Raw genomic sequence first — 23,496 nt, forward strand, 5'->3', positions numbered from 1 at the left:
GAGAATATTGTGAATCGGCATCACCTTTTTCGGCGGCAGCTTGTAATGATGGGATTAATGCAGAAGGGTCATTAATTATGATCTTTGTTGATGAAGCTGAATTTTGAGTTAGTGTATTGGCATGTGTGATGTGCTCCTAGTTTAGTGGAGACTTTTTAGTAACAAAAAAGGAGTCTCAAATGAGTAAAAAATACGATCCCCAATTTAAACAAGAAGCGATCAATTTAGCCCTAAATAGCGAACAAACTTATCGACAAACAGCCAATGATTTAGGTATAAATTACAAAACATTTTGTAATTGGATGTACCAAACGATGAATAAACCAACCCATCAAGCGATAAAATCAAATAAAAAACCAGACTATCACGAACTTGAGCGTCAAAATAAAGCGATGAAAAAAGAGCTTGAGCTACGTAAAAAGGAGATCGATATCCTAAAAAAGGCCGCTCAGTACTTTGCGAGCCTGAAATAGCAAGGTACGAATTTATTAAAAAGCAAAACACGCTATCTAAGCGTCGTTTATTTCATCTATTTGACGTGTCAAGTAGTGGTTACTATGCCTATTTAAAGCGATTACCGTCTCAGAGAACAGTGTTTAATCAGCAGCTTGACAAAAAGATTGAAACACTATTTGAAGATCATCGGCATCTCTATGGTTATCGGCGTTTACATGTCGAACTTTTGGAGGAAGGCTATTGTTTATCACGTGAACGAGTTCGTCGACGAATGCACAAGCTTCACCTTAAAGCAAAACAACGCAAAAAGTATAAACAAACAACGCACAGTAACCACAACAAACCGGTCGCTGAAAATATTTTAGATAGGCACTTTACCATGGACACACCTAATCAAGCTTGGGTATGCGATATAACTTATATTAAAGTGAACGGACAGTGGTTATACCTCGCGATTGTACTTGATCTCTACTCTCGTAAAATCATAGGCTGGGCGATGGATACGCATATGGAAAGCTCGCTAGTTTGTCAAGCCTTAACTATGGCTTTGCTTCATCGGGGCTATCCAAGTAAAGTGATTGTTCATAGTGACCGTGGTGGCCAGTATTGTTCCGATGATTACCAAGCTATATTAACGGCTTATGGCTTAACGTGTAGTATGAGTCGCAAAGGTAACTGTTGGGATAATGCGGTGGCTGAAAGCTTTTTCCATACCTTAAAAACAGAATGGATTTACCGACACAAACTAGAAAATATGGCACAAGCTAAATCGATGATCTTGTGGTACATTGAGGTTTACTATAACCGAGTAAGAAAACATTCATATTTAAACTATTTATCACCTGTTCAATTTGAAGAAAAAATGATTTAATAATTTGAAAATAACTCTCCACTAAAATGTGGGCAGATCAGTGTAGTCGATATAAAAATCAACAAGCATAATAATACAATAAATGGGCGAGTTAGGGTCATCACACATATCCAATCAAATTCTTAATAAGCATTTTCAGTATAAATTTTGTAAATTATACATAAAGATTTTGATCGATAATAGTACTTGTTGATTAATAAAAAATCGTGGTAAAGATGACTTGATAACTATTGATAATCTTAATCGATTATTATTTTTTTCCAAAAAAATCAATAAGTCAGTTATTAATAAGCTTATTATTGATAGTGAACACTTACTTTTTAAAGTAATGAGACGTATTTATTATTTTTATGGTATTTAATTTTTTTAAAGTATAAATAATTTTTATTAAATTTAAGTTTTATTGATTGAAAAACGGACAAATTTAATAGGGATAGTATGTGATTCTGAGCTAATTTACAGACTTGCTCACCGAATAAAGCTAGCCGAACTCTGCTAGCTTAATTGTAGAGTTGATTCCAATCGGTATTTTTACTGTGCCAACGTAAAATTTTTATCATTCGGTTAGCTGTTAATGTTAAAGGAGTATTTCTTGGATAAATAAGACTATAGGTCGCTTCTGGTAAAGGAGATTGTAGTTTTATTTCAGACAAAGCATGATCTAATAATAACGGTTTTGACATTGCATAAGCGATGATCATTAAATAATCGCTTTTCAGTGCTAAATTTAGACCACATATTATCGAATCAGTAAATAGTGGTGCCGAATCTAATTGATTATAGGTATTTTGTAAAAAATTTTGTATTTGCTGATAGTAGCCCATATCGGTTGCAGGTACTAACCAGTTAGCACTACGTAGTTGCTCTAGGTCTGTACAGTTTTCTAAAGAATGTCCTTTTCGACATAAAATAGTAAATGGTGCTTTAAATAAGGGTTCTTCAATAAATTCATTGAGTGGTATATTTTCAGAGACAGTGCCAATGGCAAAATCTAATTTGTTTTCTCGTAACTCAGGCATGAGTACTGAAAGTTGTCCCTCTTTTAAAAATAGACTGGCTTTGGGTAAGAATTTTTTAAACTCAGCTAACATTTTTGGATAAATAGTTAACAAAATTAAAGAGGAGCAGCCAATTCGCAAATAACCTTCGGCTTGTTCATTCACATATTGTAACTCTTCAGTAGCCTTTTGTAGTTCACTTAAAATTACTTCCATTCTAATTGAGAATAGTCGTCCCGCTTCTGTTAATTGAACACCGCGAACGCCGCGGATAATTAATGCTGTGCCTAGGCTACTTTCTAACTCTTTCATTGACCGAGTTAGTGCAGGCTGCGATTGGTTTAATGCGCGCGACGCTGCCCTAATACTGCCGTATTTAATAATTGCTTGAAAAACTTTCAATTGACCAATTTTAGGTAAATATTTTATGCCTAGACCTATCAGTTTTTGTTATCACATGGTGGAAAATAGTATTCCCCTATAAAGAGAAAGGGAATATATATTAATGAATATTAACTAATACATTGTAATATAATGATATTTTTGTGATCTGGATCACATTTTATTATTATGAATACCGAATAAAACTACAACGGATTATTCCATTTAATTTAAGGTGAGCGCATGAAAATAGAAAACGATATATGATGATATTACTACTTTTTATCGGTTATTTAGTTGTTTATATCGATAAAACAGTAATTGGTTTAGCCATGATAGATATAAGTAAAGAGCTTGATCTTTCAACTAAAGATGTTGGTTATATTACGGGATTATTCTTTCTTATTCGGTATTTCAAATTCCAGCCGGTTGGTTAAATGATCGTATTGGCTATAAAAAAGTGTTATTGCTTTCTCTGGTCATAATCGGGGCTTGTGCATTTCTTTTTGGCTTTATCGGCTCAACGATTGCGTTATTAATCACTTTCCGTTTTTTAGCTGGAGTCGGGCATTCAGGCTATCCTTGTTCATGCGCAAAGGCAGTCTCTTCTAATTTTGCAGTAGATGAAAGAACATTAGCTCAGTCCATTTTACTCTCTTCAAGCGGTGTCGCTATGATTATAGGGCCAATTGCAGTTAGTTATACTTTGAGCTTAATTGGTTGGCGTTGGACCTATATTGACTTAGCGCTTATCGCGTTTGTAGTTGCATTATTAATTTTAGTCGGTGTTCCTAACTTGAAGAAAAGTGGTACCAATACTGCGGTGAATTCAGAACCGAAAATATCGTATTTTTCACTATTGAAAAATCCAGTAGTGGTATTACTTTTTATTGCTATATTTGGCGTTAATATTCCAGCGTATGGTTTGATGCTTTGGCTACCTAAATATTTGGTACAAGCAAGAGATCTAAATTTAGAATGGGCAGCATATGTCATGGCTTTTGGTGGCGTAGCTCAGTGGATTTCTTCTATTGGTAGTGGATGGTTCGTTGGAAAATATATGCGAAATAGAGAGAAGAGAGTTATTTTTGTGAGTTCACTTATTTCTGCGGTTTGTATCTGGTTAGTCTATTTTAATTCAAATATTATCGTATCGGCTATATTCCTATTTATTGCCTATATCTTTTTGATGACCTCTTTTGTCACTATTTTCACTTTACCAATGAAATGGCTACCTGCCAATGTGATTGGTTCTGCTATGGGAGTTGTTAATACAGGCGGGACTTTAGGTGGATTTGTTTCTCCAATCGTTATTGGTTTTATGATCTCTAGTGAAAATAGTGCTATGTCAGGCGATTTTTCTTTTGCCTTTATGTTTCTTTCAGCTGGAATGGTACTGGCTGCGTTAATCGTGTTACCGTTGAAAAAACCACAACACGAATTAGCTTGAAATAATTAATTATAGGAGTCGAATTATGCAAACTGTAAATACTTTAATTGAATCGGTCAAAAATGAGGTTATTGGATGGCGTCGTCATATTCATCAATATCCAGATTTAACATTCAATGAACAAAAAACTGCTAATTATATTTATGAGCAATTGGAAAAAATTGAAGGACTACAACTAAGTCGTCCAACTCCCACTAGTGTGACAGCTTATTTGGCAGGTGCGCAATCTGGTAAAACGATTGCTTTACGAGGGGATATTGATGCGTTACCTATCACTGAGTGTAGTGGTGAAACTTTTAGTTCAACAAATACAGGCGTCATGCACGCTTGTGGGCATGATGCACACGCGGCAATGTTATTAGGTGCGGCAAAAGTTCTTGCTCAACTTAAAGCTCAAATTAAAGGAAATGTACTTTTCATTTTCCAACCTGCGGAAGAAGTGCCACCAGGAGGTGCGAAAGAGCTAGTCGAAAAAGGGGTTCTCGATAATGTAGATATGATTTTTGGACTGCATGTATTTCCAAATATTGAAACCGGTAAAATTTCCCTTAAGCGTCGAGTATTTAGTGCTTCGAGTGATAATTTTGATATTACGATTAAAGGTGTTGGGGGTCATGGCTCGATGCCTCAAAACTGTATCGATCCAATTACGATTGGTGCAGAAGTCGTTAGTGCATTACAGCAAATTGTGGCGCGTAATCTTGATCCACTACATGCTCCAGTATTAACTGTTGCAACATTTCAGGCTGGCGATAGCTATAATGTTATTCCTACAACCGCGCATTTAGCTGGTACGCTAAGAACTCACAATAAAGATGTTCGTCAGAAGGTACCACAATTGATGGAACGCATTGTCGCTGGTATCACTCAAGCTCATGGTGCGGATTATGAGTTTAAATGGACAACGGGATATACCATTGGTGATAATGCTGAAGAAACCTGTGATATTGCGCAACAAGTGATCACCAATGTGGTTGGTGAAGACAATCTTATTATCGCCTCAGCACCAATGTTTGGTAGTGAAGATTTCTCTTCTTATCAAGAAAAAGTCCCAGGTTGTTTCCTATTTATGGGGTCGGGTAATAAAGCAAAAGGTACGACAGTAGGTCTACATAATGCGAAATTTATTTTAGACGAAGATGTGTTAGATATCGGCGTAAAAATGCATGTTGGCTTCGTTCAACAGCTTTTAATATCATAATTTTTATTGGTATTTTAAGAGGGTAATGAGCACTATATTTTAATATCGTACTCATTACCCTCTTTCTTTCTATTTTTTGCCATTTTATAACGGGGCGAACTGGTCATAATTAAATCAATTTATTTTTATCTGGATTCACTTTCAACAAAGCATTACAATACAACTCGCTAAAATCGCGGATTTAAAGCCGTTTTCATTTTAACAATTACAACTAGCTGAGTTATTGATGAGCAAAAAATTACATATCAAAACTTGGGGCTGCCAGATGAATGAGTATGACTCATCAAAAATGGCCGACCTCCTTGAATCTACCCATGGTCTAACATTAACTGAAGATGCCGAAGAAGCCGATATTTTATTATTAAATACCTGTTCTATTCGGGAAAAAGCACAAGAAAAAGTATTTCATCAGTTAGGCCGATGGAAAAATTTAAAAAAACATAATCCGAATATTATTATTGGTGTTGGTGGCTGCGTCGCTTCACAAGAAGGTGAACATATTCGTAAACGAGCCCCTTTTGTCGATATTATCTTTGGCCCGCAGACTTTTCACCGTTTACCAGAGATGATCAACCGTATTAGTAGCAGTGAAAACACGCATATTGTTGATGTTAGTTTCCCTGAAATTGAAAAATTTGATAGTTTACCCGAGCCTCGTAGTGAAGGCCCGACAGCATTTGTCTCTATTATGGAAGGGTGTAATAAGTATTGTACTTATTGTGTGGTACCTTATACCCGAGGCGAAGAAGTGAGTCGACCATTTGATGATGTCATTTATGAAATTGCACAGTTGGCAGCGCAGGGCGTGCGTGAAGTAAATTTACTGGGACAAAATGTAAATGCGTATCGTGGTCCAACTTTTGATGGTGGCCTTTGTACTTTTGCCGAGTTATTACGTTTAGTTGCGGCAATCGATGGTATTGATCGTATTCGCTTTACGACTAGTCATCCAATTGAGTTTACTGATGACATTATTGAAGTTTATCAAGATACACCTGAACTAGTTAGTTATTTACATCTACCAGTACAAAGTGGTTCTGATCGTGTGCTTAATCTGATGAAGCGAACACATACTGCACTTGAGTATAAATCAATTATTCGTAAGTTACATAAAGTTCGTCCAAATATTCAAATTAGCTCTGACTTTATTGTTGGTTTCCCAGGTGAAACACAGGAAGATTTTGAGCAGACGATGAAACTGATCGCTGATGTTAATTTTGATTTAAGTTATAGCTTTGTTTATTCTGCAAGACCAGGAACACCAGCAGCAGATATGGAAGATAACGTTTCAGAAGAAGAGAAAAAACAGCGTCTTTATATCTTACAAGAACGAATCAATCAGCAAGCTATGCAATTTAGTCGTAAAATGTTGGGTACTGTGCAAAGAGTATTAGTTGAAGGTCCATCTAAAAAAGATTTAATGGAGCTAACGGGACGCACTGAGAATAACCGTATCGTCAATTTTGAGGGGCAACCTGATATGATTGGTAAATTTGTAGATGTTGAAATCACCGATGTTTATCCAAATTCATTACGTGGTAAAGTGATTCGTACTGAAGATGAGATGGATTTACGAATTAGCCTATCACCAAGCTCTATTATTGCTAAAACTCAGAAAGCGGATGCGCTCGGTGTGGAAATTTATCGCCCTTAATGGTGAAAAATATTTGAAGGATAACGCTTGAACATTATTACACACGAAATTAATTTGGAACCAGCAGATAATCAGCGATTAAATGCATTATGTGGGCCTCATAACAATAACATTAAACAGCTAGAAAAGCGTTTAGGTATTGAGATTAATCATCGTAGTAATCAATTTAGGTTAACTGGCGATACGATTTGCGCGCAAGCTGCCGCGCAAATTTTGCAAGATTTGTATAAGCAGACAACCAATAAACAACAAATAGTTGATATTGAACCTAAGCAGATACACCTTGCGATTAAGCAAAGTGGTGCACTTGAAAAAGCATCTCAACATTTACCTGCTCATGCTCTATATGATGGCGGTAAATTAGTGATGATTAAGACTAAACGTGGTGTGATTAAGCCTCGTACGCCAAATCAAGCAACTTATATTGCTAATGTTATGAATTATGACATTACGTTTGGTATTGGTCCTGCTGGTACCGGGAAAACCTATTTAGCTGTTGCTGCCGCAGTCGATGCCCTTGAAAAACAGGAAATCCGTCGAATACTATTAACGCGACCCGCAGTTGAAGCGGGTGAAAAGCTTGGTTTTTTACCGGGAGATTTAAGCCAAAAAGTCGATCCTTATTTACGTCCGCTGTATGATGCGTTATTTGAAATGCTTGGTTTTGAGAAAGTAGAAAAATTGATCGAGAAAAACGTTATTGAGGTTGCGCCGTTAGCTTATATGCGAGGACGAACGCTTAATGATGCTTTTATTATTTTGGATGAGAGTCAAAATACAACGATTGAGCAGATGAAAATGTTTTTGACGCGTATTGGTTTTAATTCTAAAGCAGTTATTACTGGGGATATTACTCAGATAGACTTACCTCGTCATCAAAAATCTGGTCTAAAACATGCTATTGAAGTGTTAAATCAAGTCGACGATATCAGTTTCAACTTTTTCCATAGTGAAGATGTCGTTCGACATCCTGTTGTTGCTAGAATTGTTAATGCCTATGATAAATGGGAACAAGCCGAGGAGCAACGTAAGGTGGAAAATCGGCAGAATCAAATAAAGAGTCATCAGGAGTAGCAAGTTATACAACAGCTAAATTCGCGAGATCGAGCAAAGATTCGGGATCACAGTGCAGAAGCTAATTTATTTCTACGCAGGGCATTGATTGCTTTTGCGGTCGTATTGATGATGGTTGTTGTTTTGCTTGTCACTCTCGCACATTTACAAATATTGAGTTTTGGTTATTACAATACAAAATCTAATAATAACCGTATTGAAATTATCCCTATTCCACCGAATCGAGGGGTGATTTATGATAGAAATGGTACACCGTTAGCGATTAACAATACGATTTATCAGTTAAAAATTATCCCTGACAAAATTAGTAACTTAGAAGAGCAGCTTAATGAGTTAAGAGGACTCGTTGATCTGACTGACGAAGATATTGAAATTTTCCAAAAAGAGCGCCGTAGCTATAAAGCTCACCGACCGGTTCCCCTTAAAGATAATTTGACAGAAAAAGAGATTGCTAAATTTGTTGTTAATCAGCACCGTTTCCCTTTTGTTAATATTTCAGGTAATCAGCATCGTTACTATCCATATTCGAGTGCTTTAACTCATGTATTAGGCTATGTCTCGAAAATTAATAATCAGGATAAAGCACGCTTAGAAGAGGAAAATAAGCTTAGTGATTATGTCGGTACACTTAATATCGGCAAAATTGGTGTGGAACGTTTTTATGAAGATTTACTCCATGGCACGCCTGGATATGAAGAAGTTGAGGTCAATAATCGAGGAACGATTGTTCGCCAATTAAATCACAATCCTCCTCAAGCGGGAGAAGATATCTATTTAACGATTGATCTCAATTTACAGCTATATATTCAAAAATTGCTAGATGGTAGAAAGGCTGCGGTTGTTGCAATCGATCCTAATAATGGTGAGGTGTTAGCCTTGGTCTCAAGTCCAAGCTATGATCCTAATCTTTTTGTCGGTGGGATCTCTTCTAAAAAATATAATGCGTTATTAGAAGATAAAGATAAACCGCTATTTAATCGGGCAATGTTGGGATCTTATCCACCAGCTTCAACAGTAAAACCATTTATTGCTGTTTCAGCGCTGAGTGAAGGGGTGATAACGCCTAAAACCATAGTGACGGATCCTGGTTATTGGTTACTTCCAGGAACAGAAAAGCGTTTTCGTGACTGGTTACGTTGGGGACATGGTAAAGTTGATGTTGTTAAATCATTAGAAGAGTCTGTGGATACTTATTATTATCAAGTCGCTTATGATATGGGAATTGATCGCCTCTCTGCATGGATGAATAAATTTGGTTATGGTGAACGTACTGGTATTGATATTTCGCCTAATGAAGAGAGTCGCGGAATTATGCCGAGTCGCGCATGGAAAATGCAGCGTTATAAACAACCATGGGTTCCTGGTGATACAATTCCGGTCGGAATTGGACAAGGCTATTGGACTGCAACACCATTACAGTTGGCCAAAGCAACTACGATCATGGCGAATAATGGTAAAGTTTATACACCCCATCTGTTAAAAAATAAACGTAGTGAGATGTTAGAGGATGGAACATTCCCTGCATTAACAAAAAATGCCGTAACGACCAATTCTGATTTAACTGTATTAATTAATCAGGCATATTGGGCGCTTGCTAAAGAGGGGATGTATAAAGTCATGTTTGGCTCGAGGGGAACGGCTAGAAAAATTTATGCTGGTTCTCCATATAAAGCAGCAGGAAAATCAGGAACAGCACAAGTTTACGGCTTAAAGGCTGATGAAATTTATAATGCTAATGATATTCCAGAACATCTGCGTGATCATGCGCTATTTATTGCATTTGCTCCTTATGATAAACCGAAAATCGCTTTAGCGATTGTACTGGAGCATGGCGGCGGTGGTAGCTCTAATGGTGGTGCTATTGCTAAACATATTTTGGACTATTATTTATTGGGTGATGAATCAACGCAAGTTCCTGAGCCCATTGTGAATACGAGGCATGAAGACTAATGGTTAGTGGCAAAAAAGACTCACTTTTAATGCGGCTACATATCGATCCGTTATTTTTATTTTTTATTCTCCTGTTGCTCGGCTACAGTGTGTACATTATGTGGAGTGCCAGTGGGCAAAATCTACCGATGACCGAGCGAAAAGTAGGGCAGGTAATATTAGGTATTTTCGTGATGATTGTTTTTGCCCAGTTCTCACCTCGATTTTATGAAAAATGGGCACCTTATCTGTATATCGCCTGTATTATTGTTTTGGTTATTGTTGATGTCTTTGGTTATACCAGTAAAGGTGCTCAGCGGTGGTTAAATCTAGGATTTATTCGTTTTCAGCCCTCTGAAATCGCCAAAATTGCAGTTCCGCTGATGGTCGCAAAATTTATTAATAGAGAGGGATGTCCTCCACCCTTAAAAACGACCGTACAAACATTAGCAATTATTGCGGTACCTACGCTATTGGTTGCTATGCAACCCGATTTAGGGACGGCAATTTTAATTGCTATGTCGGGTATTTTTATTATATTCCTTGCTGGTATTAGTTGGAAATTTATTGCTGCATCTGTTGTGGCTATTGGCGCATTTATCCCGGTGATGTGGTTCTTTTTAATGCACGATTATCAGCGTGAACGGGTATTGACATTATTTAATCCAGAGCGCGATCCACTCGGTAAAGGTTATCATATTTTACAATCTAAAACGGCTATTGGTTCGGGTGGACTATGGGGTAAAGGTTGGCTTGCTGGCACACAGTCACAGCTAGAGTTTATTCCTGAACGGCACACTGACTTTATCTTCTCGGTAATAGCTGAAGAATTTGGTTTTATTGGTGCTATTATTTTATTAATTCTGTTTTTATGTTTAATTAGCCGAGGCCTTATTATTGCTTCACAAGCTCAAACCACCTTTGGTCGGATTTTAGCTGGAGGTTTAACGCTGGTGCTATTTATTTATGTCTTTATTAATATTGGTATGGTCAGTGGTATATTGCCGGTAGTTGGTGTACCATTACCTCTTATCAGTTATGGGGGATCGTCATTAGTTGTACTGATGGCTAGCTTTGGTATTATTATGTCAATCCACACACATCGTAATATGTTGTCAAAAAACATATAGTTTTTTATCTTTATAAGATCAGGTTTATATAATGAAAAAACAGTTATCACTTAAATTCAAATACTCCTTAGCAGTACTTGCATTAGCAATCGGTACTGCGCATGCAGATATTAGCTTTCCGACGCCTGATGCCCCTAAATTGGATGCAGAAGCTTACGTTTTGATTGATGCTAATTCGGGTGAAATTCTTGCTCAGTACAATGCAGATACTCGTCGTGATCCTGCTAGTTTAACAAAAATGATGACGAGTTATGTGGTTGGTGAAGCGATTAAATCCAAGCGCATTTCAACAACTGATATTGTGACGATTAGTAAAGATGCATGGGCGACAGGAAATCCAGTTTTAAAAGGTTCATCTTTGATGTTTCTAAAACCGGGCGATCAAGTTCCTGTATCTGAACTTAATAAAGGTATTATTATTCAATCTGGTAATGATGCTTGTATTGCGATGGCAGAGCATGTAGCCGGTAGCCAAGACGCTTTTGTTAATTTAATGAATAATTATGCTGAGCAATTAGGATTAACCAATACTCACTTCCAAACTGTACATGGTCTTGATGCGGCTGGACAATATACCACAGCAAAAGATATTGCGTTTTTAGGACGTGCATTGATTAAAGACCTGCCTGAAGAGTATGCTGTTTATAAAGAAAAAGAGTTTACCTTTAACAATATCAAACAGACAAACCGGAATGGATTATTATGGGATACCTCATTAAATGTTGATGGTATTAAAACTGGGCATACTAATGCCGCGGGTTATAATTTAGTTGGTTCAGCAGTTGAAGGGAATACTCGATTAATTTCAGCTGTATTAGGTGGACGAACATTTAAGGGTCGCGAAGAAGAGTCTAAAAAATTACTGACTTGGGGATTCCGCTTTTTTGAAACTGCTACACCATTAAAAGCGAATAAACCACTTGTCAATGAAACGATTTGGTATGGCGATGAGAATAGTGTTGCACTTGGCTCATTAGAAGATGTCTATGTGACGGTTCCGCGAGGTCGTGCAGCTGAGTTACAAGTTAACTATAAATTGAATGATGCTTATCTATCTGCACCGCTTGAACAAGGCGCTGAAGTGGGTAAAATGCAATTTATGTTAGATGATCAAGTGATTGCAGAAAAGCCACTTGTTGCACTTAAAACGGTCGAAGAAACCGGATTCTTTGGTAGCATCTGGGATTATATTAAACTCAAATTTCACCAATGGTTCTAGTATTAGAATTTAATGATAAGGCGGATTTTATTCCGTCTTATTTATTTTTATGAGTTGATAAAATGATAAGATGACACTATATAGAGTATATCGATTGAATTAAAGAGTTAATGAGAATATTATGCAACCAACTAAACTAAATGAACTACTTGATTTCCCTTGTTCTTTTACCTATAAAGTCATGGGCGAAGCTAAACCTGAATTAGTTGACAAAGTTATCACGGTGATTCAACGTCACGCGCCAGGTGACTATACACCATCAATTAAACCAAGTAGTAAAGGTAATTACCATTCAGTCTCTGTAACTATCAATGCAACGCATATTGAGCAGGTAGAAAACTTGTATAAAGAGCTAGGCGATATTGATATTGTAAGAATGGTACTGTAAGCCAGATATCAAAACAAATAATAGGAGGCGAAAGCCTCCTTTTTCGTTATAATTCTATTGTAATGTGGTATTTTAGTGTAAAAATAGGGCTTAGATTTAAGTACTAAATGAGAATCCTGTTTAAAAGGGGTTTGGATAGTTGTTTATAGTTGTAGGAGTCATTGAACCAAACAAGCAGGCTGGCAATGAAAAGATCCACTATTAGCTAGTTATTCATAAACGGTTCATATTTGAACTCAATACTGATTTTTGAGTTCTCAATATCGACAGTTGCCATGCAGTCTGTCCAGATAGGCTGATCATTAGTTAGATTATTATCGATAAAATATTGTCTCAATTTCACTAGTGCTTTTCTTAAATCAGTTGTTGCTCTACCTAAAGGCTCGTATTCGTACTCTTGATTACTAATAGATATATAATTAAATTCATATTCGCAAACATCACCTTCTGGATAGAGATTTGCAATCATAATAATATTTTTAGCATCTTCAGGCCCTGATGATACTAATATTTGACCTATTTCATTATATAAATCTGTTTGATTATTCTGCACGTTTATTTTCCTTCTAAATTATTAGCTTTGGTTTCTATGGATTTGGGGCATGGTGATGGAAGAGGAAGATATGTGGAGAGGGTTTATATACTTTAAACAAAAGTAAAATTATTATTCACCTGATGAAATTTTATTCTTATATAGTATATATCTTACTATTTTTAATATATATTGATATCAAACCGATTAATTTTATTATTCTTTTTCATAAGGAAGAATAATTAATTTTATCTTTATTTAATTAAAAAGACAAAATTTTGGAGTAAAAAATGAACAATCTCACTGTTGTTAATAATGTCACTCTTCCAGAATTACCAAATACTATTCTTCCCGCAATTGCTGAATTGACTAAAGCTCTCGGCATTCCTCGAGATACCTTAGCTAGTCAAGATGAAATTCAATATGCATGGAGAGATCTACCAAGGGAACTAAAAGAAATACCCGAAAATTTAAGAGATAATTTAATAGCAAGAATGTGTGTGGCTGTGAGTGCAGGTTTATTTGATGGTGCAATGAATTATATCTGGAATTCTGCGATTCTCCAGTTAAGACAAAAGATTAGAAATTTTGGTTTACCAGTAGTAGCTCAAATTCAACAAAATAATTTTGAAGAAAAACAATTAATAGAACTACAAGATAGTCGTCTTTTAGATCTTTGTTTAAAACTTAATATAATCGACGAAGATGGATTTTTCTTTCTTGATCAATGTCGTAATGTACGAAATAATTTTTCTGCTGCCCATCCAACAATGGGGACGGTTAATGATAGAGAATTTGTAACCTTCTTAAATCGCTGCGTTCGTTATGCTTTAGCCGACTCTTCATCACCAAGAGGGGTCAACATTAGTTCATTTATTTCTGCTGTAAAGGGTCCTAGATTTAATAATGATCAATGCCAAATCTGGATTCAAAGATTAGCAGAAACGCACGATGCACAACGCCAATTACTTATTAATATGGTTCATGGTATTTATTGTGACTCAGCAATGGCACAGCCGGCTCGTTTAAATTCTATTGATATTTGTAATGGACTAAAGAGTAGTTTCACTAGCTCAATCAAATCAGATTTAATTAATTCCCATTCTGATTATGTAGCAAAAGGCTTACAAGATAAGCACACGGCATCTTTACAATTTTTCGAGAGTTTAGGACTTATAAGCTTACTCAATGAATCAGAACAGCATTCAATTTTCTCTAAAGCTATTGAACGATTATGGAATACCCATAATGGAATGAATAATTTCTATAATGAACCACCTCTTGCTGAGAGATTATTAGAAATAACTCAACAAGGTGCGGTTCCTGAAACAATCCAAGATAACTTTGTTCAAACAGTGATGTGTTGCCGGATAGGTAATGGATATGGCATTTCTAACGCAGCTTTACATTTCTATAATGAAATTATTCGAGGTTTTTCTCCTCGAGAAATAGCTATTTTAATTCGAGCGGCAGGAGAGCCTAATTCTACTTTAGGACGTCGTATATCTGTGGGTGCTCTTTGCCGTAGAAATTTAAAAACGGCTTTAGAACTAATAGATAGTGCGTCTATTCCGAGTTCAATAAAAGCTGATTACGAGCGTCTGACTCGATAATATATGATTAAACCCATAAGACGCTACAAAACTCAATTTGTTTGCGTCTTAATAATCAGCCACCATTGCATCATACGTTTACGCTCATCAATAAACTGCGCTTTATGAATATAAGCGGCTCTAACGCTGTTACGCTCTTGATGGCTCATTTGTCTTTCTATTGTATCAGTTGACCATTGCCCCGATTGATTGAGTGTACTACAGACAATGGTTATTAAACCATGTCCGCAAATTTCAGTTTGAGTGCCATAGCCCAATCGGCGCAACGCCTTATTAATGGTATTTTGATTAAATGATCTAAATCACAAGTTTAAGAAAGGGAAAGCCCATTTATCTTGGTAAGATAATGTTGAGAGTTTGACATCGTATTAGTCGGAGAGAGAGGATTTACTCGTATCATCCATGATACTCACCCTACGGGCATCACTACGTGATGTACAAATCGTTCCGACTATTTGTCGACCTCCTTCGGAGGTTCATTCACTATACTTAATATATAAAAAAAGCCCGCTCAAAGAGCAGGCTTTCTTTATATATTTGGTCGGCGAGAGAGGATTCGAACCTCCGACCCACTGGTCCCAAACCAGTTGCGCTACCAAGCTGCGCTACTCGCCGTGAGCTTAATGGGGTGGCTAATGGGATTCGAACCCACGACAACTGGAATCACAATCCAGGGCTCTACCAACTGAGCTATAGCCACCATATAAGCAGGACGCAATATTACGCATTTCTAAATATTTTGTCCAGCACATTTTTAAAAATTTATGTCTATTTGTCTATATAATCAGCGTAATTTGATTTGATTGCTTAATATTAAGGCTTGTTCGCCATAATATTAATGATCTGTACATCGGTTTGCTGCATACTTTTACTCGCTAATGCACATAAGTTATTAATCGATATCTCAACACAATCACAGACGATCCCTTCATTGCCTGTAATTCGTACGCCATTTAGCGCCATTAAGACCGCTTTAAAGGCCGAAGAAGCTGATGTTGAGACTTTCATTGCACAGCTATTTGATGCACCATCACAGATAATACCCGTTAAATCGCCCACCATATTGCAAATCGCCATATTTACACTATTAATATTATCGTGATCTAATAGATAAACCATTCCAGCTGCCGCGCCCATAGAAGCCGTTGATACCGCACAGAGTGCGGATAATGGTGGATATTTACTATGAATATAAATCGCAATAACATGGGACAAGACTAATGCGCGAGCGAGTCGCTCTTCATCGGCATTAATATATTCCGCAATAACAACTACTGGCATGGTTGCTGCAATACCTTGGTTTCCTGAGCCGGAATTACTCATGGCCGGCAAGGTCGCTCCCCCCATTCGTGCGTCGGATGCTGCGGTAGTTCTAATCATGACTTTACTCAGTAGATCGTCGGATAGTAGCCCTTTATCAATTTGTTGTTTTAATAGCGCGGCAATACTTAATCCATAGGTGTTTTTTAGCCCCTCTTTGGATAACGCATCATTCAACTCTGCAGCATGTAGAATAAATTTAATTTTATCAAATTCAATATGACAAGCAAAATCGTACAGTAATTCAATTGACGCTTGCTCCATCACGGTTGTGGTATCGCTATTTGTCTGTTGTGCTGGATCTTTTTGGAAAATAATCTGTCCATCTTTTTCAATTAATACAATATTGGTATGGTGATCTTCGATACAGACTTTTACATGGCTATCATCAGTATAAACATTGGCTTCGGTATACAGTACTTTGTTCGTTTGCGCGATTTCAACTGAAACTCGTTTTTGTTGTAAGAAAGCTTTGGCTCTTTCGAGTTCAATTGGCGATATATTTTTTAATACATCCAGTTCAGCTTGTGCATCGCCACAAAAGACACCAACGGCAGCAGCAATAGGTAAACCGACCATACCCGTTCCAGGAACAGTAACACCCATCCCATTTTTCATCAAATTGGGTGACACTTTCGCGTTAACGCGAGTGATATGATCTTTATCTAAATAAGTTGCAGCTGTTGCACAAGCATAAGCTAATGAAATTGGTTCAGTACAGCCTGTTGCGGGTAAAACTAGACGTTTTAATACATCTATTAATGCTTGCCATATAGCGGTGTTATTTTCCATAATTTAATTCTCTATCTTATTCATGATGGGTGTTATTGTTAGCACTAATATTATTTAAGCAAAAAATATGCCAATACATTATTGCATTGATTAATAAAGATAATTTTAATTTATCTCACTATTTTATACTAAAAAGACCATAAATCTTACTCGCCATGAGTAAAAATAATGATAACTATCTGTATTTTAATGTTAAATTTTTCTCTTCTAAGAGAAAGTCATTTTGTTAAAAAATATCATTTAAAAAATTATTATTTATAATCAAATGGATAATAATTTGTGTTCAAAGTTTGCTTTCTCTATTTAGAGAAAAATTCTACATTTTGAGAATGATTTGTTTTATACTGGAGATCATCACAGAATAGTCTTAAATAAGCCATCGGAGCGATGTATGCAAACAGAATTAAACAAAATTGCGGATTTCATTCAAGCATTTGTGAATGCGATTGCCGCGATTTTGAATGTTGAAGTGACGGTGGTTGATCGCAATATGAAGCGTATTGCTGCTACCGCTAAATTTAATCAGTTAGGCGAACAGATACAACATGCTTCTTTCTTTGAAAAAATTTTCCATACACAGAGACCGTCAATCGTTGAAAATGCAAAAATGAGTGATGTGTGTAATCAATGCGGAAATCGTTTTAATTGTGCTGAATTTGCCGATATAGCTTACCCTATTTTTTTTGATAATAATGTCTGTGGTGTAATTAGTATTGCTGCATTTTCAGAGGAAGAACGGATTATTTTACAAGATAATAAGCGTAAATTTGAACAGTTCCTCAAATATATGAGCATGTTAATTGAGAGTAAAATGATGACGGTACACCATAGTCAAGAGCTTGAGAATCAATTAGATGAAGTCATTAATAACAATAGAAAACATTTAAATGAACTGGGGTTTATTGGTCAAAATCAGCAAATAAAAGCGATGCTCTCTTTAGTTAATAAAGTCAGTTGCTCTGATTCAACCATATTAATTATGGGTGACAGTGGTACTGGTAAGGAAGTGTTAGCTAATGTTATTCATAACAATAGCCCGAGAAGTCATAAATTGATGATTTCAGTAAATTGTAGTGCGATTCCTGAAAACTTAATTGAAAGTGAGTTATTTGGTTATGAGGCCGGAGCATTTACTGGTGCAAAATCATCGGGTCATATTGGTAAATTTGAACTGGCTAATAATAGCACGTTGTTTCTTGATGAGATTAGTGAACTACCGTTGTTAGCACAATCAAAATTATTACGTGTATTACAAGAACAAAAAATCACTCGCATTGGCGGTGCTCATGAGATACCGATTAATGTCAGGGTGATTTGTGCCACTAACCAAGATTTATTAAAATTAGTGGAGCAAAATCGCTTTCGTCTCGACCTCTATTATCGCATTAATGTCATTCCAATTACGATCCCTGCGTTAAAGAGCCGACGGGATGATATTCCACTATTAATTGAGGCATTTATACAGATTTATAATAAAAAATTTAAGAAGAGTATTCATATTTCTTCTACCGTAATGTCTGCCTTACTTAACTACGATTGGCCTGGTAATGTGCGGGAGTTAAAAAATATTGTTGAATACCTTGCTAATATTAATGAAACAGGGGAAGTTCAGTTAAGTGATTTACCCAAGAATGTACTATTACCCAATACGATTAATACACCTTGTGATACAGAACGATTTCAGTTAAAAAGTTTATTGTTTGAGTACGAAAAAAACATCTTGCAGCAGTTGTTGAAAAATACTATAACAACAGAAGAAAAAAGATTAGTTGCCAAAAAATTAGGGATTGGACTCTCAACACTTTATAAAAAAATGGAATTATTTAATATTTCCTAATACTATCTTTATAATTAAAACAATGAGTTAATAAATATACTTGTTTCAAATTAATTTCCTCGCCATAATAGGCGATTAATTAAAAGCAAATAGTTTCTAAATTAAGGTAAAAACTGACTGGTTTTTTTGTCTAATTTTATTTATATTGGAAACAATTATAAATTGTAGGGGTAAATTAATATGTATCAGCAAGATGTTACAATCACAGCGCAAAATGGTCTTCATACTCGTCCAGCAGCTCAATTTGTAAAAGAAGCTAAAACATTTAATTCAGAGATAACTATCACATCTAATGGCAAAAGTGCCAGTGCTAAAAGCCTTTTTAAACTACAAACTCTTGGATTAACACAAGGTACAGTGATCACAATCGTCGCCGATGGTGAAGATGAACAAGATGCAGTTGATCACCTAGTTAAGCTTATTCCCGAATTAGAATAACCCCATCGAATTAAATATGTTAAATTTTAGGTAATACTATCTGACAAGGATCAATATTATGGTTTCAGGTATACTCGTTTCCCCAGGAATTGCATTTGCAAAAGCCTTATTATTAAAAGAAGATGAAATTGTTCTAAACACTAGACCAATTGCCGATAATAAAATTGATGCAGAAATTGCACGATTTAAAGACGCGCGTGAGAAATCAAGCCAACAGCTACAAGCAATCATGGAACGTGCTAAAAAGACGTTAGGTGAAGATAAAGCAGCGATCTTTGAAGGTCACATCATGTTGTTAGAAGATGAAGATCTTGAAGGTGAAGTGATTAACCGTATCAAGACTAAACATTCATCTGCTGATGCTGCTGTTAACTCTGTGTTTGAAGCTCAAGCAAAAGAGTTAGAAGGGCTAGATGATGAATATTTAAAAGAGCGTGCTGCAGATATTCGTGATATCGGTAAACGTTTATTAAAAAATGTCTTAGGTTTAGAAATCGTTGATTTAAGTGCAATCCATGAACCTTGTGTTTTAGTTGCAACTGATTTAACGCCATCAGAAACCGCACAATTAAATTTAGATATGGTGCAAGGGTTTATTACTGATCTTGGTGGTAGAACATCACATACTTCGATTATGGCACGTTCATTAGAGGTTCCAGCTATTGTTGGTACAACTAATGCGACAAAAAATATTAAACAAGGCGACTATATCATATTAGATGCGATTAATAATGCCATCTATATTAACCCAAATAACCAAACGATCGATAAGTTAAAACTTGTCCAAAAACAGTACCTTGATGACAAAGAAGAGTTAGCTAAATTAAAAGATTTACCAGCTATTACACTAGATGGTCACCAAGTAGAAGTTTGTGCAAACATTGGTACTGTACGTGATATCGCTGGCGCGGACCGTAACGGTTATGAGGGTGTTGGACTTTATCGTACTGAGTTTTTATTCATGGATCGCGATGCTTATCCAAATGAAGAAGAGCAATTTAAAGCCTATAAAGACGTTGCTGAAGCGACAAATGGCTTGTCTGTTATTGTTCGTACGATGGATATTGGCGGTGATAAAGATGTTCCTTATATGCATTTACCAAAAGAAGAGAATCCATTCTTAGGTTGGCGTGCAATTCGTATCTGTTTAGATAAAAAAGATATTCTACATACACAACTACGTGCTATTTTACGCGCTTCTGCTTTTGGTAAATTACGTATCATGTTCCCGATGATTATTTCTGTAGAAGAAGTAAGAATCTTAAAATCAGAACTGAATATTCTTAAAGAACAACTACGTGCCGAAGGTAAAAAATTCGATGAAAACATTGAAGTGGGTGTGATGGTTGAAACTCCATCTGCGGCAGTTATTGCAAGACATTTAGCAAAAGAAGTGGACTTCTTAAGTATCGGTACTAACGATTTAACTCAGTATACATTAGCTGTTGACCGTGGTAATGAGTTGATTTCGCATCTTTATAATCCAATGTCTCCTTCTGTGCTTAACTTGATCAAAAATGTGATCGATGCATCTCATGAAGAAGGAAAATGGACTGGTATGTGTGGTGAACTTGGTGGTGATGAGCGCGCTACAGTACTATTACTGGGTATGGGATTAGATGAGTTTAGTATGAGCTCTATTTCTATTCCTAAAATTAAGAAAATTATCCGTAATACTAATTTTAGTGAAGCTAAAGCTCTTGCTGATGAAGCGCTACAAAAAGCAACCGCTAAGGAAATTAGTGATTTACTTGAAAAATTCGCGGCAGAAAAGCAAATTTGCTAGCAGGGGGCTACTATGGGTTTATTCGATAAATTGAAGCAGTTTGTATCTGATGATGATCAGAGTTTTATTGAAGTATTCGCACCAATATCTGGCGAAATCGTGAAAATTGAAGATGTACCTGATGTCGTATTTGCAGAAAAAATAGTTGGTGATGGTGTTGCAATTAAACCTACTGGTAATAAAATTGTTGCACCTTTAGCGGGTAAGATTGGTAAAATTTTTGAAACTAATCATGCATTTGCGATAGAATCTGACGAAGGTATCGAGTTATTTGTACACTTTGGTATCGATACTGTAGAGCTGAAAGGTGAAGGCTTTACTCGTGTGGCTGAAGAAGGACAGCAGGTTAAAGTTGGTGATACTATCATCGAGTTTGATTTGGCCTTTTTAGAAGGTAAAGCTAAATCTGTACTGACGCCAGTAGTTATTTCTAATATGGATAGTATCCATGAATTGGTTAAATTGTCTGGTACAGTTGAAGAAGGCAAAACCCCAATCATGAAAGTGAAAAAATAACTTCATTTTTGTAGCATTAAAAAACCGCTTTATAGCGGTTTTTTTATTATCTAATCGTTATCATTTATTCAATAAACTCAGTAAACAAGCCGAGACTTTTTACTGAGTTGTTTTAATTGATATATTGAATAACTTAGCGCCAAGATTTATAACGATTAATTAAACTATTGGTTGAACTATCATGGCTAGCGATTTTATCGTTATTTTGTAGTTCAGGTAGAATTTTTCCAGCAAGCTGTTTACCTAATTCAACACCCCATTGGTCAAAGCTAAAGATGTTCCAAATAACACCCTGTGTGAAAATTTTATGTTCATACATGGCAATTAAGGCACCTAATGTATAAGGCGTTATCTCTTTAACTAAAATAGAGTTAGTTGGTCGATTACCTTCAAATACTTTAAATGGCACTACATTTTTAACTTCATCTAAGGTTTTACCTGCTGATAAAAACTCTTTTTCTACCACCTCTTTAGTTTTACCAAACGCCAATGCTTCAGTCTGTGCAAAGAAGTTTGATAATAATTTTTCATGATGATCACCCACTTGGTTATGGCTAACCACTGGTGCAATAAAGTCACATGGAATGAGTTTTGTTCCCTGGTGAATTAATTGATAAAATGCGTGCTGTCCATTGGTACCAGGTTCACCCCAAATAATAGGCCCTGTTGAGTAGTTAACTTTATTACCACTACGATCAACATATTTACCATTAGATTCCATATTACCTTGTTGGAAGTAAGCTGGGAATCGATGCATATACTGATCATAAGGTAGAATTGCTTCAGTTTCAGCACCAAAGAAATTGTTATACCATAAACTAATTAAAGCTAAAGTAAGTGGAATATTTTGTTCTGGAGCTGCTTCACTAAAATGCAGATCCATATCATGAGCACCAGCTAATAGCTGTTTAAAATTATCAAAACCAATTGATAAGACGATTGAAAGCCCTACTGCTGACCAAAGCGAGTAACGACCACCAACCCAGTCCCAAAACTCAAACATATTGGCACTATCAATACCAAATTTGGTTACTTCTTGAGTATTGGTCGATAAGGCGACAAAATGTTTGGCGACGGCAGATTTATCATTAGCTGATTTCAGTAACCAATCACGAGCGGTTTGTGCATTGGTCATTGTCTCTTGGGTTGTAAAGGTTTTTGATGCGACTAAAAATAGCGTTGTTTCTGGATTAAGTGTTTTCAACGTTTCAACAATATGAGTCCCATCAACATTTGAAACAAAATGCATTGTTAAATGATTTTTATAAGGGCGAAGTGCTTCAGTAACCATATAAGGTCCTAAATCAGAACCGCCGATACCGATGTTAACAACATCTGTAATGGCTTTACCTGTATAGCCTTTCCATTCACAACTGATGATTTTTTTACTGAAGGATTCCATCTTTGCTAATACTGCATTGACGTCATCCATCACATTGACACCATCAGAATAAATCGCTTTATTCGAAATGTTACGTAATGCAATGTGTAATACTGAACGATTTTCTGTTTGATTGATTTTTTCACCATCAAACATCGATTTAATCGAAGCGGATAAATTACACTCTTTAGCTAAGGCGTGCAATTTATCTAATGTTTCAGCCGTTATATGATTTTTTGAATAGTCGATAAAAACTTGATCTTTAAAAGGTAAAGAAAATTTTTCACCACGTTGGCTATCTGCATCAAAAAGTGTTTTGATCGTCGTGTTCTTGATTTCTTTAAAATGAGATTGTAATGCTTTCCATGCTGCTGTTTCGGTTGGATTGATACTTTTTAACATAATGTAATACTCCTCTATCTATATTCAATTATAATATCGCTATCAGCGAAAGAAGCAATCAAAGACATACTGTTTATACTGCAGTTATCACTAAAATTTATACTATAATGATACCTGACAGCAATAAT

General features: G+C 36.1%; 21 protein-coding genes and 2 tRNA genes. 16 read left to right on the forward strand and 7 right to left on the reverse strand.

From position 1 onward, the window contains the following. The first annotated feature begins 179 nt into the window (after positions 1 to 179). Positions 180 to 473: a transposase gene (locus tag RHO11_09465; protein ID WVD60720.1), complete on the forward strand. Its 294-nt coding sequence runs from the start codon at positions 180 to 182 to the stop codon at positions 471 to 473. A gap of 14 nt (positions 474 to 487) precedes the next feature. After that, entirely contained in the window at positions 488 to 1,327 is an 840-nt protein-coding gene (locus RHO11_09470) for an IS3 family transposase (protein ID WVD62880.1), read from the forward strand. 500 nt (positions 1,328 to 1,827) lie between these two features. Here RHO11_09470 and RHO11_09475 read toward each other — a convergent pair whose 3' ends face one another. Further along, positions 1,828 to 2,727: a LysR substrate-binding domain-containing protein gene (locus tag RHO11_09475; GenBank protein WVD60721.1), complete on the reverse strand. Its 900-nt coding sequence runs from the start codon at positions 2,725 to 2,727 to the stop codon at positions 1,828 to 1,830. Between the two features lie 242 nt (positions 2,728 to 2,969). Between RHO11_09475 and RHO11_09480 the strand changes: the two genes are divergently transcribed. The 9 genes from RHO11_09480 (at position 2,970) to ybeD (ending at position 12,751) form a co-directional block, all read left to right on the forward strand. Then, complete coding sequence (locus RHO11_09480) at positions 2,970 to 3,143, forward strand: hypothetical protein (protein ID WVD60722.1); 174 nt, start codon at positions 2,970 to 2,972, stop codon at positions 3,141 to 3,143. Further along, entirely contained in the window at positions 3,125 to 4,156 is a 1,032-nt protein-coding gene (locus RHO11_09485; protein ID WVD62881.1) for an MFS transporter, read from the forward strand. Before RHO11_09480 ends, RHO11_09485 begins: the two co-directional genes overlap by 19 nt. A gap of 25 nt (positions 4,157 to 4,181) precedes the next feature. Further along, entirely contained in the window at positions 4,182 to 5,357 is a 1,176-nt protein-coding gene (locus RHO11_09490) for an amidohydrolase (protein ID WVD60723.1), read from the forward strand. Positions 5,358 to 5,583: 226 nt separating this feature from the next. Then, complete coding sequence (gene miaB / locus RHO11_09495; protein WVD60724.1) at positions 5,584 to 7,011, forward strand: tRNA (N6-isopentenyl adenosine(37)-C2)-methylthiotransferase MiaB; 1,428 nt, start codon at positions 5,584 to 5,586, stop codon at positions 7,009 to 7,011. Between the two features lie 27 nt (positions 7,012 to 7,038). Continuing rightward, complete coding sequence (locus tag RHO11_09500; protein WVD60725.1) at positions 7,039 to 8,085, forward strand: PhoH family protein; 1,047 nt, start codon at positions 7,039 to 7,041, stop codon at positions 8,083 to 8,085. Between the two features lie 84 nt (positions 8,086 to 8,169). Beyond that, entirely contained in the window at positions 8,170 to 10,035 is a 1,866-nt protein-coding gene (gene mrdA / locus RHO11_09505) for a penicillin-binding protein 2 (GenBank protein ID WVD60726.1), read from the forward strand. Continuing rightward, positions 10,035 to 11,144, forward strand: coding sequence for a peptidoglycan glycosyltransferase MrdB (gene mrdB / locus RHO11_09510; protein WVD60727.1), 1,110 nt, complete (start codon positions 10,035 to 10,037; stop codon positions 11,142 to 11,144). Before mrdA ends, mrdB begins: the two co-directional genes overlap by 1 nt. 31 nt (positions 11,145 to 11,175) lie before the next feature. Further along, entirely contained in the window at positions 11,176 to 12,363 is a 1,188-nt protein-coding gene (locus RHO11_09515) for a serine hydrolase (GenBank protein ID WVD60728.1), read from the forward strand. 121 nt (positions 12,364 to 12,484) lie between these two features. Beyond that, entirely contained in the window at positions 12,485 to 12,751 is a 267-nt protein-coding gene (gene ybeD / locus RHO11_09520) for a DUF493 family protein YbeD (GenBank protein ID WVD60729.1), read from the forward strand. Positions 12,752 to 12,956: 205 nt separating this feature from the next. Here ybeD and RHO11_09525 read toward each other — a convergent pair whose 3' ends face one another. Then, a complete protein-coding gene (locus RHO11_09525; GenBank protein ID WVD60730.1) occupies positions 12,957 to 13,304 on the reverse strand; it encodes a hypothetical protein in 348 nt (115 codons plus the stop codon). Between the two features lie 269 nt (positions 13,305 to 13,573). Between RHO11_09525 and RHO11_09530 the strand changes: the two genes are divergently transcribed. Beyond that, positions 13,574 to 14,896: a hypothetical protein gene (locus RHO11_09530; GenBank protein WVD60731.1), complete on the forward strand. Its 1,323-nt coding sequence runs from the start codon at positions 13,574 to 13,576 to the stop codon at positions 14,894 to 14,896. A 32-nt stretch (positions 14,897 to 14,928) separates the two neighbouring features. Here the strand turns inward: RHO11_09530 and RHO11_09535 are convergent, their stop codons facing one another. From RHO11_09535 to RHO11_09550, 4 genes are all read right to left on the reverse strand, one after another. Further along, complete coding sequence (locus RHO11_09535) at positions 14,929 to 15,153, reverse strand: hypothetical protein (GenBank protein WVD60732.1); 225 nt, start codon at positions 15,151 to 15,153, stop codon at positions 14,929 to 14,931. A 281-nt stretch (positions 15,154 to 15,434) separates the two neighbouring features. Beyond that, a tRNA-Pro gene (locus RHO11_09540) sits at positions 15,435 to 15,511 on the reverse strand. Positions 15,512 to 15,520: 9 nt separating this feature from the next. Then, positions 15,521 to 15,596: transfer RNA gene (locus tag RHO11_09545), tRNA-His, on the reverse strand. A gap of 113 nt (positions 15,597 to 15,709) precedes the next feature. Beyond that, on the reverse strand, positions 15,710 to 17,008 hold the full coding sequence (locus tag RHO11_09550) for an L-serine ammonia-lyase, iron-sulfur-dependent, subunit alpha (protein WVD60733.1): 1,299 nt from the start codon (positions 17,006 to 17,008) through the stop codon (positions 15,710 to 15,712). A 391-nt stretch (positions 17,009 to 17,399) separates the two neighbouring features. On the opposite strand from RHO11_09550, the gene RHO11_09555 reads away from it, so the two are divergent. The 4 genes from RHO11_09555 to crr all read left to right on the forward strand — a co-directional run bounded on the left by RHO11_09555 (position 17,400) and on the right by crr (position 21,585). Then, on the forward strand, positions 17,400 to 18,845 hold the full coding sequence (locus RHO11_09555; GenBank protein WVD60734.1) for a sigma 54-interacting transcriptional regulator: 1,446 nt from the start codon (positions 17,400 to 17,402) through the stop codon (positions 18,843 to 18,845). A gap of 180 nt (positions 18,846 to 19,025) precedes the next feature. Continuing rightward, positions 19,026 to 19,283: a phosphocarrier protein Hpr gene (gene ptsH / locus RHO11_09560; GenBank protein ID WVD60735.1), complete on the forward strand. Its 258-nt coding sequence runs from the start codon at positions 19,026 to 19,028 to the stop codon at positions 19,281 to 19,283. Between the two features lie 58 nt (positions 19,284 to 19,341). Next, a complete protein-coding gene (ptsI, locus tag RHO11_09565; protein WVD60736.1) occupies positions 19,342 to 21,069 on the forward strand; it encodes a phosphoenolpyruvate-protein phosphotransferase PtsI in 1,728 nt (575 codons plus the stop codon). 12 nt (positions 21,070 to 21,081) lie between these two features. After that, a complete protein-coding gene (crr, locus tag RHO11_09570) occupies positions 21,082 to 21,585 on the forward strand; it encodes a PTS glucose transporter subunit IIA (GenBank protein WVD60737.1) in 504 nt (167 codons plus the stop codon). A 133-nt stretch (positions 21,586 to 21,718) separates the two neighbouring features. Here the strand turns inward: crr and pgi are convergent, their stop codons facing one another. After that, positions 21,719 to 23,368 carry a glucose-6-phosphate isomerase gene (gene pgi, locus RHO11_09575; GenBank protein ID WVD60738.1) on the reverse strand — a complete coding sequence of 550 codons (1,650 nt, stop codon included), beginning with the start codon at positions 23,366 to 23,368 and terminating at the stop codon, positions 21,719 to 21,721. Positions 23,369 to 23,496: the final 128 nt, after the last annotated feature.

Source organism: Orbaceae bacterium BiB (genome assembly GCA_036251205.1).
Classification (GTDB): Bacteria; Pseudomonadota; Gammaproteobacteria; order Enterobacterales; family Orbaceae; genus Orbus; species Orbus mooreae.